The organism is Achromobacter sp. RT286_PF (assembly GCF_059760425.1).
On sequence record NZ_JCBAMR010000001.1, the window covers coordinates 248850 to 264509 of the forward strand.

A 15660-nucleotide genomic window follows, 5' to 3' on the forward strand; every position below is an offset into this window, starting at 1 on the left:
GGCCACGGTTTTTCATTTGTAAGGAATAATCGTCATGTTCAACAAAGTGACAAAATCGTTCCAGTACGGCCAGCACACGGTCGTCCTGGAAACTGGCGAGATCGCTCGCCAGGCCTCCGGCGCCGTTGTGGTGTCGATCGAGGACACCGTTGTCCTGGCTACTGTCGTAGCTTCCAAGAAGGCCAAGCCGGGTCAAACGTTTTTCCCGCTGACCGTCGACTACATCGAAAAGACCTACGCCGCCGGCCGTATTCCGGGTGGGTTCTTCAAGCGCGAAGGCAAGCCGTCCGAAAAGGAAACGCTGACCTCGCGCCTGATCGATCGTCCGCTGCGTCCGCTGTTCCCCGAAGACTTCTACAACGAAGTCCAGGTGGTCATCCACACGCTGTCGGTCAATCCCGAGATTGATCCCGACATCGCCGCCATGATCGGCGCCTCGGCCGCTCTGGCCATTTCGGGCATCCCGTTCAACGGCCCGATCGGCGCCGCTCGCGTGGGCTACATCGACGGCCAATACGCGCTGAACCCGACCGCCACGCAGCTGAAGTCCTCGAAGCTGGACCTGGTGGTTGCCGGTACGGAAAACGCCGTGCTGATGGTGGAATCGGAAGCCCAACAGCTGTCCGAAGAAATCATGCTGGGCGGTGTGGTGTTCGGCCACGAGCAAATGCAGGCCGTCATCAACGCCATTCACGAATTGGTGAAGGACGCCGGCAAGCCCGAGTGGGACTGGCAAGCGCCCGCCAAGGACGAAGCCCTGATCGCCGCCGTGACCGCGGCTGCCCAGGACGGCCTGAACGCCGCCTACCAGATCCGCGAAAAGCAGGCCCGTACGGCCAAGCTGCGCGAAGTGTCGGCCGACGTGTCGGCCAAGCTGGCTGCCGCCGCTGCTGAAAAGGGCGAGCCCGCGCCTGACGCCGTCACCGTCGACAACATCATGTTCTCGCTGGAATCGGCCATCGTTCGCGGTCAGATCCTGAACGGCGAACCGCGTATCGACGGTCGCGACACCCGCACCGTTCGCCCCATCAGCGTGCGTCTGGGCGTGCTGCCCCGCGCACACGGCAGCGCGCTGTTCACCCGTGGTGAAACGCAAGCGCTGGTCGTGGCCACGCTGGGCACCAAGCAAGACGAACAGATCATCGACGCGCTCATGGGTGAATACCGCGACCGCTTCATGATGCACTACAACATGCCTCCGTTCGCCACCGGCGAAACGGGCCGCATCGGTGTGCCCAAGCGCCGCGAAATCGGTCACGGCCGTCTCGCCAAGCGTTCGCTGATCCCGCTGCTGCCGGCTCCGGAAGACTTCCAATACACGATCCGCATCGTGTCGGAAATCACCGAGTCCAACGGCTCGTCGTCGATGGCTTCGGTCTGCGGCGGCTCGCTGGCCATGATGGACGCCGGCGTGCCGGTCAAGGATCACGTGGCTGGTGTGGCCATGGGCCTGATCCTGGACGGCGGCAAGTTTGCCGTGCTGACCGACATTCTGGGTGACGAAGATCACCTGGGCGACATGGACTTCAAGGTTGCGGGCACCGAAAACGGCGTCACCGCACTGCAGATGGACATCAAGATCCAGGGCATCACGAAGGAAATCATGCAAGTGGCGCTGGCGCAAGCCCGCGAAGGCCGCCTGCACATCCTGATCAAGATGAAGGAAGCGCTGGACGGTTCGCGCGGCGAGCTCTCGGCTTTTGCCCCGCGCATGCTGACCATCAAGATCAACCCCGAGAAGATCCGCGACGTGATCGGCAAGGGCGGCGCCACCATCCGCGCGCTGACCGAAGAAACCGGCACGCAGATCGACATCTCCGACGACGGCACGATCGTGATCGCCAGCGTCGACGAAGCGCAGGCCAAAGAAGCCCAGCGCCGCATCGTCGAACTGACGGCCGATGTCGAAGTGGGCCAGATGTACGAAGGTTCGGTCCTGCGTCTGCTGGACTTCGGCGCCATCGTGCAAGTGCTGCCGGGCCGTGACGGCCTGCTGCACATCTCGGAAATCGCCAACTACCGCATCGCCAACATCAACGATGTGCTGAAGGTCGGCCAGCAAGTCCGCGTCAAGGTCATCGAGGCCGACGACAAGGGCCGTCTGCGCCTGTCCATCAAGGCAATCGGCGGTATCGAAGCGCAGCAACCCGCTGCCGCTCCCGATGCAGCCCCCCAATCGGAACCGCAAGCTGAATAAGCTGGCAGGCTGATTGAACAAGAACGGCGCCGCAAGGCGCCGTTTTTTATTGCGGCGCCGCAAACCGCGACTGACGCGCTGATTCATCTTCTTGCGACTTCACCCCGCTGTCGTCCCCCAACTTCGCCGACCTTGCTGTAAAGTCGTGCGCGAGAAAAGGGGGAATCGGATGATCCAAGCATGACCAGATGGCCTGCCGCCGCGGGCGCGGTGCTGTGTGGCGCGCTGTCCGCCGCAATGCTGACCGGCTGCATGAGCAGTCCGGGCCCGGGGCAGCGCGGCCCCAACAGCGAAGCCATGTCGGCCGACCAATTCGGCCAGACGGATTTCAATCGCACCGTCACGCTGGAAGTGCGCGACAACCTCACCAGCCTGTATTCGCTGCTGGACAAGCTCTACCGGCGCAATCCGCGCGAATGGCGCAAGACCGGCGTGGCCGATCAAAAAGCCGCCGTGAACCGGGTCAAACACGCCATCGAAGTGCGCATCCCGCCCAGCGACCTGGCCGGCCTGCGAGACATCCAGATCCTGGCCGTGTCGCTGGACCCGAACTACTCCGGTGACCGCGTCGGCGCGTTCATCTACGGCATGGCCGACACCATCATCGCCGCGCACAACGGCAAGACCCGCCTGTATGCCACCGACGCGTTGGACGGCCAGCGGGTCTACAATGCCGCACGGAACGTCGAGGCTGCCGCCTGGCTGCTGGCCTCGCGCCGCAACAATCAGGGCGAGCTGCTTTTGCTGGCCAATGAAATGTCTCCCAATGCCACGAACCTGAGCTTCGAACGCGAGTTCGGCGCCATCATCGGCAGGCTGGACCTGATCGCCAACCTGCTTGGCGAGAATTCCCGCCGCATCGGGATCAACTATGCGCAAGGCCTCTTGCTGTTCAATTTTCTGCCTGTGCGTTAACAGGACCCACCCATCGTGATCGATATCGCTTCCATCCAGACCGCCCGCGAACACTTGCGCGGCCAGGTCTTGAAGACCCCGTTTACCTTGTCCCGCACGCTGTCCGACATCTTCGGCGCCGAGATCTGGCTGAAGTTCGAGAACCTGCAATTCACGGCGTCGTTCAAGGAACGCGGCGCGTTGAACCGCATGCTCAGCTTGTCGGACGAGGAGCGCGCCAAGGGGGTTATCGCGGTGTCCGCCGGCAACCATGCGCAAGGCGTGGCCTACCATGCGCAGCGCATGGGCGTACCGGCCGTGATCGTGATGCCGCGCTTCACGCCCACCGTCAAGGTGGCCAACACGCGCCGCTTTGGCGCCGAGGTGGTGTTGGCGGGCGATACGTTCGACGATGCGAAGGCGCACGGCTACGAGCTGGCGCAGGCGCGCGGGCTGATCATGATCCACCCCTACGACGACGAAGCCGTCATTTCGGGGCAGGGCACCGTGGCGCTGGAAATGCTGGAAGACCAGCCGCAGCTAGACATGATGGTCATCGCCATCGGCGGCGGCGGGCTGATTTCAGGCGTGGCCACGGCGGCCAAGGCCTTGAAGCCGGACATCGAGATCGTGGGCGTGCAGACCGAGCGCTTTCCGTCGATGTACGCGGCGGTCAAGGGCATGGACATGCCGCAGGGGCAATACACCATTGCGGAAGGCATCGCCGTGAAGTCGCCCGGCGCGCTGACGCAGCCCATCGTCGCCAAGCTGGTCGATCACATTGAACTGGTCAGCGAAAGCGACATCGAGCACGCCATCGTCGTGCTGCTGGAAATTGAAAAGACCGTGGTCGAAGGCGCCGGCGCGGCGGGCCTGGCGGCCCTGCTGCGCGCGCAGGAAGCGGGCAGCGACCGCTACAAGGGTAAGCGCATCGGCCTGGTGCTGACGGGGGGCAACATTGACCCGCTGATGCTGGGCGAGCTGATCGAACGCGGCATGGTGCGCGCCGGCCGCCTTGCCCGTATCCGCGTGGACTTGCGCGACCTGCCGGGTGCGCTGGCGCATGCCACCAAACTCATTGCCGACGCGCAGGCGAATATCACCGAAGTGCATCACCAACGCGCTTTCACGTCATTGCCGGTGCGCAATGTCGAAGTGGATTTTGTCTTGCAGACCCGTGGCCCGGACCACATCCTGGAAGTCATCGACGTACTGAACGCCGCGGGCTTCGCGGCCAGCAACCACGACCACTGACCAGCGCGGCGGCACCGGCTTGAGGCCGCCTTCACCCGACACCGAATCAACCCCACGGACGCCCGCAACTTGCGGGCGTTTTTGTTTTCGCGCGCACGCTTGAAGTCGGACGTTGGTGCAAAAAAAGTTGCGCGGCGCAGCCACTGCGAAAATTTTTTCACGTCACCCCTGGAACTTTTTCGTCCTTGGCCAACATCGCCGCAGTGCCTGCGTTGAAAGCAAAGTGAAGGGTGTTTGTAAGCCGCCATCACGGCCAGACAGGTGAAAAATGTCCACTATTTGACTCAGGGATATCCCCAAAAAAGTCATGGTTCTTACGGATGTTCGATATGTCGGCATGCGATTTAGGATCTTCCACTTCGCTTTTCTGCCTGTCGTTCGCGACGGTGCCGCAAGGCGTTGAGATAAGCACGCGCCGTTGTTTTCAGTGATGGTTCGGCGCGTCAGACAAGGGAGACCGCAGCTTGATTAGAAACAGACAGGACTTTTGGTCCGGAGCCATGTTCATTGCTTTGGGAGGGGCCTTTTCCGCGCAGGCCACCGAATATTCCATGGGAAGCGCGGCACGTATGGGACCGGGATATTTCCCTTTCTGGCTGGGCATCGTCCTGGCGCTGATGGGCGCCGTCGTGCTGATCAGCGCGCTGGCCAAGAACGCCCAGACGACCACCATCAGCCGCTACGACTTCCGCATTCTCTTCCTGGTGGTCGGGTCGGTGGTGTTGTACGGTTTCGCGCTTTCGCACCTGGGGCTTTACCTTTCAGTTTTTCTGCTGGTGCTCATCAGCAGCCTTGCCAGCCACGAATTCAATTGGAAAGTCGCCGTTGCCAACGGCCTGTTCCTCGTGGCGTTCTCCTACCTTGCGTTCATCCGCGGCCTGGGCTTGATATTTCCCCTGTGGCCCAGCGCATTCGCCAACTAGGAGACGGCAATGGAACTACTGCAAAACCTGATGCTGGGTTTCTCCGTGGCGTTCACGCCGGAAAACCTCAGCTACGCATTCCTGGGCTGCCTGTTGGGCACGTTGGTGGGCGTATTGCCGGGCCTGGGGCCGGTGCCCACCATCGCGATGCTGCTTCCCATCACGTATGTGTTGCCGCCCACGGCCGGCCTCATCATGCTGGCGGGCATTTACTACGGCACCCAGTATGGCGGCTCGACGACGGCCATTCTGGTGAACCTGCCGGGCGAAACGTCCGCCGTGGTGACGGTGCTGGATGGTCACCAGATGGCGCGCAACGGACGGGCCGGCGCGGCCTTGTCGCTTGCTGCCATCGGGTCCTTCTTCGCGGGTAGCGTCGCCACGGTGTTGATCGCGGCCTTCGCGCCGCCCCTGGCGGAAGTGGCGTTTGCGTTCGGACCCGCCGAGTACTTTTCCTTGATGGCCCTGGGTCTTATCGGCGCGGTGGTGCTGGCGTCAGGGTCGCTGCCCAAGGCGATTTGCATGATCCTGCTGGGCTTGCTGCTGGGCATGGTCGGCACCGATGTCAATTCGGGCGTCGCCCGCTACGATTTCAGCATCCCGGAATTGCAGGACGGTATCGACTTCGCCATCGTCGCGATGGGCGTTTTCGGGCTGTCCGAGATCATGGCCAACCTGGAGCAGAAAGAGAATCGGGTCGAGATCACCGACAAGGTGGGTTCGCTGTATCCCAGCCGGCAAGAGTTCCGCGAAGCCGCGCCCGCCATCGTGCGGGGCACCGCCCTGGGTTCGGCGCTGGGCATTTTGCCGGGCGGCGGTTCTGTTTTGTCGGCGTTTGCCTCTTATACGCTGGAGAAGAAGCTGTCGAAACAGCCCGAGCGTTTCGGCAAGGGGCATCCGGCCGGCTTGGCAGGTCCGGAATCCGCTAACAACGCGGGCGCGCAAACCTCGTTCATCCCGCTGCTGACGTTGGGTATTCCGGGCAACGCGGTCATGGCCTTGATGGTGGGCGCGATGACCATCCACAACATCCAGCCCGGCCCGCAAGTGATGACGAGCCACCCCGAGCTGTTCTGGGGCCTGATTGCGTCCATGTGGATCGGCAACCTGATGCTTGTCATCTTGAACCTGCCGTTGATCGGCATCTGGGTGAAGCTGTTGCGCGTTCCCTACCGCATGCTGTTCCCGGCAATCCTGGTGTTCTGCACGATTGGCGTGTATTCGCTGAACTACAACGTGTTCGACATCTTCATGTTCGCCATCTTCGGCGTCATCGGGTATGTCTGGAGCAAGCTGGGCTGCGAAGGCGCGCCGCTGTTGCTGGGCCTGGTGCTGGGTCCGATGATGGAAGAAAACTTCCGTCGGGCGCTGCTGCTGTCGCGAGGTGAATTCAGCACCTTCGTCACGCGTCCGCTGTCCGCCACATTGCTGGCGCTGGCCGCCATTTTGCTGGTGCTGGTGATGCTGCCGGCGCTGCGAAAGAAGCGCGAAGAAACGTTCGTCGAGGTCGACTGACCACGGGGAACACGCTTGGCTCCGGGCCTGGTGCGGCGCAAGCTGGCCAGGCCCTTTTTTTGCCCTCTTGTCGCCCTGCAAGGCGCCCCAGCAGTCGCCTCAGCAGTCGTTTCAGAAGCCGCCCCGCCTTTTCACCCCGCGTCGCGCGCCACCAGGCTCTTCAAGCCATACAAGCGTTCGCGATGCAGCGTCGTGGCCAAGGGTTCGGGCTCGCGGCCCAGCGCAACGTAGTCGTCGGGAATCTGCGCAATGGCCGCGCGCATGGCGCTCGCGTCCGCCTGCCACCATTGCACCAGCATGCGATCGGGGTTGTAGACATCCAGCCCCTGGCGCCGCAATTCCGACCGGTTGAAATCCTTCAGGTTCCAGGTCAGCACCTGCACCACGGGCGGCTGCTGCCAGCCACAACGCGCGCGGCGCGCCAGGCCGGCGGCAATCACGTGGAAGTCCTTGGGGTCGCTGTAGCGCAACGAGGCCTCATACACCTGGGTGTCGGCTTCGTTGGCGTCGGGAAAGCGCGCATTCATCTCGGCCCAGAACTCGGCCAGCACCTCGGGCGGAATATCCCAGATGCGCGACGCGTTGCGGCGCCATTCCTCGCCAATGCGTTCGGTCCACACCGGCGCGTACACGCCGGCATCCGCCAGACGCAACAGCAGCCGCCGCAAGATGCCGGACATCAGGACGCAGGCGTCCAGGACGATGAAAGGGGGGCGGGCGGCGGGGGCGTTCAAGACGACAGGAAGAAAGGGAAAGCCGGGGAAAGCGCAGGGCAGGCGCAAGACAGGCGACCCGAAAGGCCGATGCCTTTCGATCGCAAAAGTGGTGCCCGAGACCGGAATCGAACCGGTACGACCTTGCGGTCGAGGGATTTTCTTACCACTTCGGCTTTCGCCGCCAGCGCGGGTGCGCTGTTCGTGGTCTGGAGCACGCCTTCACCATAGCCTTGCGGCCTTAGGTGCCCGCCGTCTGCTCTCTACACCTTCCCCGATTTTTCAATCGGGGCTTGGCTCGGCGTTGGCTCGGAACAAGTCCAGGGCATTCGCCGAGTTTGACGGGCTACACCTTTGAAGTTTCCTCCAAAGGGCTCAAATTTTTTCAAGTCCCTTGTGTCTACCAATTTCACCACTCGGGCGATGCGCGGCCCTTTGCAAGGGTCGGCAGCGGGCGTGACTATAACATCCCGCCGCGCGCGTTCCGGCTACTTGCGGCCGAACAGCCGTCCCAGGAAGCCGGCGGGTTTGGCGGCGGCCGCTTCCGCTTCCAGCGCGTTCTTCATCGACAGCTCCTGAAAATACGGCTTGCCGTTTTGCTGGTAGGACGAGGAGGCCTGGCGGTAGGCCACGGCCGATTCCGCGTGGCGCTTCATCTGGCCGTAGATCCGGCCGCGCGCGAACAGCGCCCAACTGCGGTAGTCGGGGTCCAGCGCCAGCAGCCGGTCGCAAGCGGCCAGCCCTTCGTCATTGCGTTTGGCGGCGATCAGCGCGTTGATGCGCTCGGCGTGCAGCGGGCCGCTGTCGGGCCAACGTTCCAGGGCGGTGTCGGCGTAGGCCACGGCCTCGTCGGCGCGGTTCAAATGCGTCAGCGCTTCGATGCGGACGCGACGCCATTTCAGCCAGTCTGGGTCCAGCGAAATGGCCACCTCGGCCAGCGGCAGCGCTTCGTCGTAGCGTTCCAGGTAGTTCAGCATGTCGGCCGCGTTGCCGGGCAGGAAGTCGTCGCTGGGGGCGAGCTCATAGCCTTTCAGGTAGTACGCCAGCGCGGCTTCCCAATTGCGCTGGTCGCGCTGGGCGTTGCCCGCCACGAACAAAAGCTGCGCGTCGCCGCTATCAAGCGGGTCCAGGCCGATCAGCGCTTCTTCGGCAAGTTTCGGTTCGCGGCTGCGCACGTATTCGCGCGCTTGTTCCTTGCGGCCCTCCCAGCCGGTGTCGGACAGCGTATCCAGATGGCGCCACAAGGGCACGGCTTCGTCCGCGCGACCCAGCCGGTGCAGCGACCGCGCCTTGCCTTCCAGCGGCCAGTCCCAGTCGGGCTCGCGTCGCAGCAGGCTGGTCCATTCCTCAATGGCGTCGGCGTGGCGTTCCATGGCTTGCAGGCAGGACGCGCGGTTGTGCTGGATGGCGTTTTGTTCCCCCAGGATGGCGCGGGCGCGGTCGAACATGGCGATGGCGTTTTGCAGGTCGCCCAGGCGCCGGTAGTTATTGCCGGCATCGTACAAAAAGCCGCCGTTGTTGGGCGCCAGCGCGACGGCACGCTGGTGGTAGGGCAGGGCCTCGGTATAGCGACCGGCGTTGTGCAGGTTTGATCCGATATAGCAGTGCGGCGCGGCGGCGGCCGAACGCACTTGAGAGGCGCGGGTCCAGCTGGCAATGGCGTCTTCCAGGCGGCGGTCGTTGATCAGCAGGTAGCCTTCGGCCATCAGCAGGCCAAAGTGCGAAGGCGCGCGTTGGCGGGCATCGCGTAATCCGCGCCACGCCTGCTGCTTGTCGCCGTCGTCGTATTGCACCACCGCCTGCACGGCGATGGCGTCGCTGCATTGCGGGTCCAGCGCCAGCGCGCGCGCCAGGTCTGCGTCACGCTGGACATAGGCTTTGCGTTGCGCGTGGCAGCGGGCACGCAAGGCCCACGCGGTGGCCGATGCCGGCTGTTCGCGCACGGCCTGGTCGCACAGCGACAGCATTTTTGGCAAGTCGCTGCCGTCTTCGGCGCGGTGGATGGCTTCGATCAAGGCGGACATGCGTGGGTTCCGTCGTTACGTCGGTTGCTTGGCGGGTGCTGAGAATGGCCGGGTGGCCTAGCGCGAGAAGGCGCTGGCGTCGTGGCGGCAACTGTAGGTACGGTCGCTGGCGGGGATGTCGTCGCTGCCGCATTGCCACCGGCGCACGCCTCCACCTTTGCGTTCGGCGCGCAGTTCCGGCACGTAGACCAGATGCTTGCCCGCCAGGCTGGGCGTGCCGTCGGTGCTGGGCGTGCCGGCAATGGTGAAGCGCAATACGCCGTTGACCGGGTTCATCTCCACCTTGGAAAAGCCGCTGTCTTGCATGGACTGCTGGCTGATGCCCAGGTCGTCCAGGCTGGCCGGAAACTTCTGCGTGCGCCGATAGTGGTTTTCCGCCAGGCGGCGCACCGGGTCGGATACCAGGTCGTAGCGGTTGATATCCGCATGCAGCGGGTTGTCGCTGTTGCGATCGCCGGTGGCGTTCACGCCAATGACGATGCCCACCACCACCAGGACCAGGGTGCCGAAAACAAAAAACAGGAACTTGCCCGCGCCGGTGACGGACGGGGCGCGCGCCACGGCCGCCTGCATCGCGTGCGGGTTCGCATCGCGTGTGATCACGTGCGTGCCGGCCAAGGCGTTGTGCATGGCGCGTTCGCCAAAGATCATTTGCTGCAAATGGTGAAACAGGCCCGGCAGCAGCATGTTCACCGTGTACTTCAACGTGTGCCGCCACAACGACCGCACCAGGCCCGGCGCCTTGCCTTTGCGATTGACCACGCGCAGTTTCACCGCGCGCTTGCCCGGCGACCCGTTGCCCCACGCGTCCATGATGGCGGGCAGAAACCAGCCGATCAATCCGGCGATCAAGGCAATCCAGAAGGGCGCCTTGTCACCGGTCAAGCCCTCGTAGGTCAGCTGGGACGCCAGGATCAAGACGGTCATCCCCACTGCCATCACCACGGCGTCTATTGCGCTTGCACCCAGCCGTGGCCAGATGCTGGGGAACACCAGCGCGTTGCCTTGTCCGGCGGGGGCGGACCGGGCGGCGGCTTTAGGCGCGGAGGCCTTGGCGGGTTTTGTTTTTTTCTTGCCCGTGGCGAATGCGCCGGCGGGTTGGGCGGCCGACGAAGCCGGGACAGGCAGCGGCGCCTGGCAACTGAAGCATTGCGTATTCGAGGCGGGGTTCTGCCAATTGCAGCGAGGGCATTGCATGGAAACTGAGATCCTGGAGGCGCCTGGGGCCGTACAACAACGACCGGAGCGCGGATGATACTCAAGTCTTGCGCTAGGGAAAACCCGGATCACCGCGTGTGCGAACGGCCGCCACTGAAACAGAGGTGGGGCGCAGCGCTCCGCGGTGTCGCAAGGTTCCGTCGCGATGCCGGGCGCGGATCATCGCCCGGCGCCGGCCCATGTTTATGCGCCCGTGGCCTCGCGCAGGGCAAGAATGAAAGCGTTCAGTGCTGCATCGCGGTCTGGCTCGTTGGGGCTCGCGTAGCGCGGCTCGGGATAGGCGGCAAGCTGCACCACCGCCAGCTGTGCGCGCGTATCGATGAAGATGCGCTGACCGGAATGGCCCATGGCCATCATCGCGCCGTCCTCGCGCAGCCACCAGCTGTAGCCGTACGCCGCGAGGCCCAGCGCCTCTCGATGGGCGGTGTGCTGGTCGGCCGGGATCTGGAATGCCGGGGTGCCGGACCGTGCGACCCAGCCTTCGGGCAGGATGCGCTCGCCGCCCGCCACGCCATCGTCCAGGACGAACTGTGCGAAGCGGCCGATGTCGCGTAGCGTCATGCCCGCGCGGCTGCCTCCGATCTCCTGGCCATCGTCAGATTCCAGCGTGTAGAACCCGTCGAATTCCATGCCGCACGGCTGCCAGATTCGCCGTGACATATAGTCGGCCAGCGTCCCGCCGGTGGCGGCGCTGAGTACCGCGCCCAGCAGATACGTATCCCCGGTGTTGTAGTGCCATACCCGGCCGGCGTCGTGGGCGCGATGGCAGGCGCGCAGCAAGCCCAGCACGCCGCCCGGCACCTTGTCGGCCAGCGATTTGCTATAGCGATTCACATCCGAGGACTTGTCGGTGTAGTTTTCTTCCCAGGCGATACCTGATGACATTGTCAGCAGGTGGCGCACCGTCACGGCATCGTAGGCGCAGCCGGCCAGCGCCGGCACATAGGCCGTCACCGGGTCGTCCAGGCTCGCAATCGAGCCGTCGTGCAAGGCCGCGCCCGTCAGCATGGCCGTCATGGACTTGACCGTGGACATGGTCGACCAGCGCTCATGCGCCTGGAAACCCAGGCCATAGCGTTCCAGAACAATGTGGCCGCGATGGATCGCGATCAGGCCGGCAACGTTGTTGCGGTCCATCAGATCGGCCACACCCAGCTGTTCATCGCCCTGCGTGAAGCGCACGTCGATTTCGGGAGCGCGCGGCAAGGGGCGTGGCTGCGAACCACGGCGGATGGCGCGGGTGGCGAACAGGCGATCGACAATGCGATAGCCATACGACTGCAGGCAGGGCGGCCACAGCAGGAAGTCTTCACCGCGCGGCAGGTGTTCAACGGCCTCGGCCAACCGCGGGGAGGGGATAGCGTTCATGGATACCTCAATAAAAAGCCGGGCGCGCGGGGCCCGGCACAAATCAGTCGTTGCGCACGCCCAGGCGTTTCACGATCGGGCCCCACACATCGGCCTCGGTTTTCATCGACTCCGCCACCGAGGCGGGTCCAAGCTCCTTGGGCGGCGTCATGTAGATGTCGGCCATTTGCTTGCGCACCGCCGGATCAGCCCAGAACTTGCGCGTGGCCTCGGTAAGCCGAGTCACGATCTCGGGGGGCGTGCCCTTGGGCGCCATCAAGCCGTACCAGGCGTCGCCGGGAAAGCCCTGCACGCCGACCTCCGCAATCGTGGGCACATCGGGAAGCTGCGCGACGCGGTCTGCGCCGAAGATCACCAGCGGTACCGCCTTGCCGGTCTTGACCTGCGGCACCGCGCCGGTAAGCGCGTCCGCGGTCAGGTCGATTTGTCCGCCGATCAAATCCATCATTGCCGGCGCTGCGCCCTTGTACGGTACGTGCGACATCTCGATCTTGAAGTGCTCGGCCAGAAATGCCACGTTCAGGTGTGTGGAATTGCCGATACCGGCCGAGCCGTAGTTCAGATGACCGGGGCTGGCCTTGGCCTTCTTCACCAGGTCATCCACCGACCGGATGCCGGTGGCTGGATTGGCCACCAGCACCTGTGAGGTGCCGGCGATCTTCGTGACCGGATCGAAGTCGCGAATGGGGTTGTAGGCCAGCTGCGAGTAGGTGAATGGGTTTACCGACATGTTGGACGTGCTGCCGAACAGCAGCGCATAGCTGTCGGCCGGCTGCTTGGCCACATAGGCGGCCGCGATGCTGCCGTTGGCGCCGGGCTTGTTTTCCACCACCACGGTGCCGCCGATCTCTTTGCCGGCGTAGGCGGCCCAGGCACGCGCCAGCGCGTCGGCCGCGCCGCCGGCAGCCACGGGAACAAATACCGAGACCGGGCGGGCCGGCCAGTCGGCGGCGCTAGCTGGCGCGGCGCAAGCCATGGCCAGCGTGCCGGCCGCGGCCAGGCCTATCAGGCGTTGAAAACGGGGAGAAGCCGACTGCGGAAAGCGCGAACCGAGGGCCATGGCCTGTTGCTCCAGTTGAATTCGGATGGTGAACCCGCATTCTGGAAGTCCCGATTCATTACGTCCAATGCATAATTAATCATCAAAGCATAATTAAGAAGTAATAAAACCACGGGGTCCGCATGAACTTGCAGCAGCTGGAACACTTTCTTGTGTTGGTGGAGACTCGATCTTTCAGCCGTGCAGCCGTCAAACTGCACCTGACACAGCCCGCCCTCAGCCGCAGTATCCAGGCGCTTGAAGAAACGCTGGGCGGCCGCTTGCTTGAACGCGACAAAGAGAAAACGCTGACAGCGCTGGGCGAGTTGGCCATCGTGCGTGCGCGGCGCATCCGGGTCGAACTGTCCGAGCTGCGTCGCAGCGCCAGCCTGTTGGCCGACTACGCGGGCGGCACGCTGCGGCTGGGCCTCGGCCCCACGCCCACCGCGATTCTTTCGGTGCCGCTGCTGCGCGAGATGAAGGAGCGCTATCCGGCAATCAAGCTGCTGCTAAGCGGCGGTGCACCCGAGATGCAGGTGCAAGAGCTGCGCGAGGGGGCGGTCGACGCGCTGGTGGTTCACCGCAATCACATCCCGGCCGACGCGGATCTGCATCTGATGTTCTTTCCCCGCACGCCGCTGGGCTTCGTGGTTCGGACCGGGCATCCACTGGCCGGCCGGACCGATCTCGATTTTCAGGCCTTGCGTCGTTTCGGCGTAGCCGCCAGCGGCCGAGCCATGAGCGACGAGGTGATGCACCGACTGAATGCCTATTTCGGCCCAACAGCGCATTTCATCGAAGCGATCCAGTACCAATCGAACGACATCCACCCGCTGGTCGATTTGGTCCGAACCAGCGATACGGTGTTCTTTGGCGTGCTGCGCGTGGCGCAGCCTGGAATCGCCCATGGCGAGTTGGTGCACTTGGATATCCGACCGGCATTGGAGTTGTCGTCCCAGTTTGTGTTTGTGACTCTGGAAGGCAAAACACTGCCACCCGCGCTATTGCGGCTCAGGGAACTGTGCACGCGCTACATGTCGGGAGAGGATGCCCCGTGACGCTACGGGAAGCCGGTGTCTTTGCGTGGCACCTGCCGATATAGCGCGCGGGCGCCGGGGCCAAGGCCGTATTTCGGGCCGGTCTGCAACACGGGTAGGGGAACGCAGCCGCGCCGCAAAGGCGCGTGGGCTGCTGTCGAGGGTCTGGCGGAAGCGGTGAGATTCGAACTCACGAACGGTTGCCCGTTGCCGGTTTTCAAGACCGGTGCAATCGACCACTCTGCCACGCTTCCGGGGTGATGCCGCGCCGCGCGTCGGGTCGCGGCGTTACGGTTTGGGGATTCGGCCGTCAGGCAAACATTCTGCCCGAACGATCCCGCGAGATGCCGTAAAGGGCGCAATAATAATCTATTTGCTGCAAAGGAGGCACGCGATGCACGCTGTAGAAATCTCCCGCCCCGGGGGCCCCGAGGTCCTGGTCCCCGTAGAACGCCCCACGCCCGAACCCGGCGCGGGTGAAGTCCTGATCAAAGTCAGCGCCGCGGGCATCAATCGCCCCGACGTTTTCCAGCGCAAGGGCAACTATGCCCCGCCGCGTGGCGTGTCCGACCTGCCGGGCCTGGAAGTGGCCGGTGAGATCGTGGGCGGCGACGTTGCCGACAGCGGTTTTGCCGTGGGCGACAAGGTCTGCGCCCTGGTGGCCGGCGGTGGTTACGCCGAATATTGCGTGGCGCCCGTGGCGCAATGCCTGCCCATTCCCAAGGGCTTGTCCGACGTCGAAGCGGCCGGTTTGCCCGAGACCTATTTCACGGTCTGGAGCAACGTGTTCGATCGCGGCCGCCTGTCCGAAGGCGAGATCCTGCTGGTGCACGGCGGCGCCAGCGGCATCGGCACCACGGCGATCCAGTTGGCGCGCGCCATGGGCAACCGCGTGTTCGCCACGGTCGGCAGCGACGACCGCGCCCGTGCCGTCGAGGCACTGGGTGCTGAAAAAGGCATCAACTACAAAACCCAGGATTTCGTGAAGGAAGTCATGGACGCGACCGATGGGCGCGGCGTGGACGTCATCCTGGACATGGTGGCCGGCGACTACATCGCCCGCGACATGCAGTGCCTGGCCGATGACGGCCGCATCGTCATCATTGCGCAACTGGGCGGTTCCCGCGCCGACGTGGACACCTCGCAAGTCATGCGCCGCCGCCTGACCATCACGGGCTCCACCCTGCGTCCCCGTCCCGTCGCCTTCAAGGGCGCCATCGCCCGCGCCCTGCGCGAACAGGCTTGGCCCTTGCTGGAAAAAGGGGCCATCAAGCCCATCGTTCACGCCACCTTCCCGCTGGCCGAGGCCTCCAAGGCGCACGCCATGATGGAAGGCGGTGAAAACATCGGCAAAATCATCCTGACAATGTAAGAATCGCGCGGCGATCGGCGTATCGCCGCGCAACAGGATACAATCTTGGGTTTCGCCTGGAATTTTTTCCAGGCAGGCCCGTGGGCGGTTGCATCATTGCCCGGGG

The 15660-nt window shown here is 64.0% G+C and carries 12 protein-coding genes and 1 tRNA gene; 7 read left to right on the plus strand and 6 right to left on the minus strand.

Annotation, left to right across the window (positions count from 1 at the left end):
• Positions 1 to 34 precede the first annotated feature (34 nt).
• The 5 genes from pnp (at position 35) to AC6LJY_RS01175 (ending at position 6783) form a co-directional block, all read left to right on the plus strand.
• The gene (gene pnp / locus AC6LJY_RS01155; protein WP_498135100.1) at positions 35 to 2197 is read left to right on the plus strand and encodes a polyribonucleotide nucleotidyltransferase; all 2163 of its coding nucleotides are present in this window, start codon (positions 35 to 37) and stop codon (positions 2195 to 2197) included.
• A 237-nt stretch (positions 2198 to 2434) separates the two neighbouring features.
• Positions 2435 to 3112, plus strand: coding sequence for a hypothetical protein (locus AC6LJY_RS01160; protein ID WP_370512779.1), 678 nt, complete (start codon positions 2435 to 2437; stop codon positions 3110 to 3112).
• A 15-nt stretch (positions 3113 to 3127) separates the two neighbouring features.
• A complete protein-coding gene (locus tag AC6LJY_RS01165; protein ID WP_498135101.1) occupies positions 3128 to 4345 on the plus strand; it encodes a threonine ammonia-lyase in 1218 nt (405 codons plus the stop codon).
• A 500-nt stretch (positions 4346 to 4845) separates the two neighbouring features.
• Positions 4846 to 5268, plus strand: coding sequence for a tripartite tricarboxylate transporter TctB family protein (locus AC6LJY_RS01170; protein WP_046807020.1), 423 nt, complete (start codon positions 4846 to 4848; stop codon positions 5266 to 5268).
• Between the two features lie 9 nt (positions 5269 to 5277).
• A complete protein-coding gene (locus tag AC6LJY_RS01175) occupies positions 5278 to 6783 on the plus strand; it encodes a tripartite tricarboxylate transporter permease (protein ID WP_046807021.1) in 1506 nt (501 codons plus the stop codon).
• Between the two features lie 131 nt (positions 6784 to 6914).
• Here AC6LJY_RS01175 and AC6LJY_RS01180 read toward each other — a convergent pair whose 3' ends face one another.
• The 5 genes from AC6LJY_RS01180 to AC6LJY_RS01200 all read right to left on the minus strand — a co-directional run bounded on the left by AC6LJY_RS01180 (position 6915) and on the right by AC6LJY_RS01200 (position 13166).
• Positions 6915 to 7463, minus strand: a complete 549-nt coding sequence (locus AC6LJY_RS01180) for a PIN domain-containing protein (protein WP_498135102.1) — start codon at positions 7461 to 7463, stop codon at positions 6915 to 6917.
• A gap of 521 nt (positions 7464 to 7984) precedes the next feature.
• The gene (locus AC6LJY_RS01185) at positions 7985 to 9520 is read right to left on the minus strand and encodes a tetratricopeptide repeat protein (protein ID WP_485132278.1); all 1536 of its coding nucleotides are present in this window, start codon (positions 9518 to 9520) and stop codon (positions 7985 to 7987) included.
• A 57-nt stretch (positions 9521 to 9577) separates the two neighbouring features.
• A complete protein-coding gene (locus tag AC6LJY_RS01190; protein WP_255593946.1) occupies positions 9578 to 10717 on the minus strand; it encodes an RDD family protein in 1140 nt (379 codons plus the stop codon).
• Between the two features lie 204 nt (positions 10718 to 10921).
• The gene (locus AC6LJY_RS01195; protein ID WP_485132280.1) at positions 10922 to 12106 is read right to left on the minus strand and encodes a serine hydrolase domain-containing protein; all 1185 of its coding nucleotides are present in this window, start codon (positions 12104 to 12106) and stop codon (positions 10922 to 10924) included.
• A 43-nt stretch (positions 12107 to 12149) separates the two neighbouring features.
• Entirely contained in the window at positions 12150 to 13166 is a 1017-nt protein-coding gene (locus AC6LJY_RS01200) for a Bug family tripartite tricarboxylate transporter substrate binding protein (protein ID WP_498135103.1), read from the minus strand.
• Positions 13167 to 13288: 122 nt separating this feature from the next.
• Here AC6LJY_RS01200 and AC6LJY_RS01205 point away from each other — a divergent pair, with 122 nt between their 5' ends.
• Positions 13289 to 14203: a LysR family transcriptional regulator gene (locus AC6LJY_RS01205; protein ID WP_046807026.1), complete on the plus strand. Its 915-nt coding sequence runs from the start codon at positions 13289 to 13291 to the stop codon at positions 14201 to 14203.
• Positions 14204 to 14348: 145 nt separating this feature from the next.
• Here AC6LJY_RS01205 and AC6LJY_RS01210 read toward each other — a convergent pair.
• Positions 14349 to 14436, minus strand: a tRNA-Ser gene (locus tag AC6LJY_RS01210).
• Positions 14437 to 14576: 140 nt separating this feature from the next.
• Between AC6LJY_RS01210 and AC6LJY_RS01215 the strand changes: the two genes are divergently transcribed.
• Positions 14577 to 15554 (plus strand): zinc-binding dehydrogenase, encoded by a 978-nt coding sequence (locus AC6LJY_RS01215; protein ID WP_314358437.1) that lies wholly within the window; start codon positions 14577 to 14579, stop codon positions 15552 to 15554.
• Positions 15555 to 15660 lie beyond the last annotated feature (106 nt).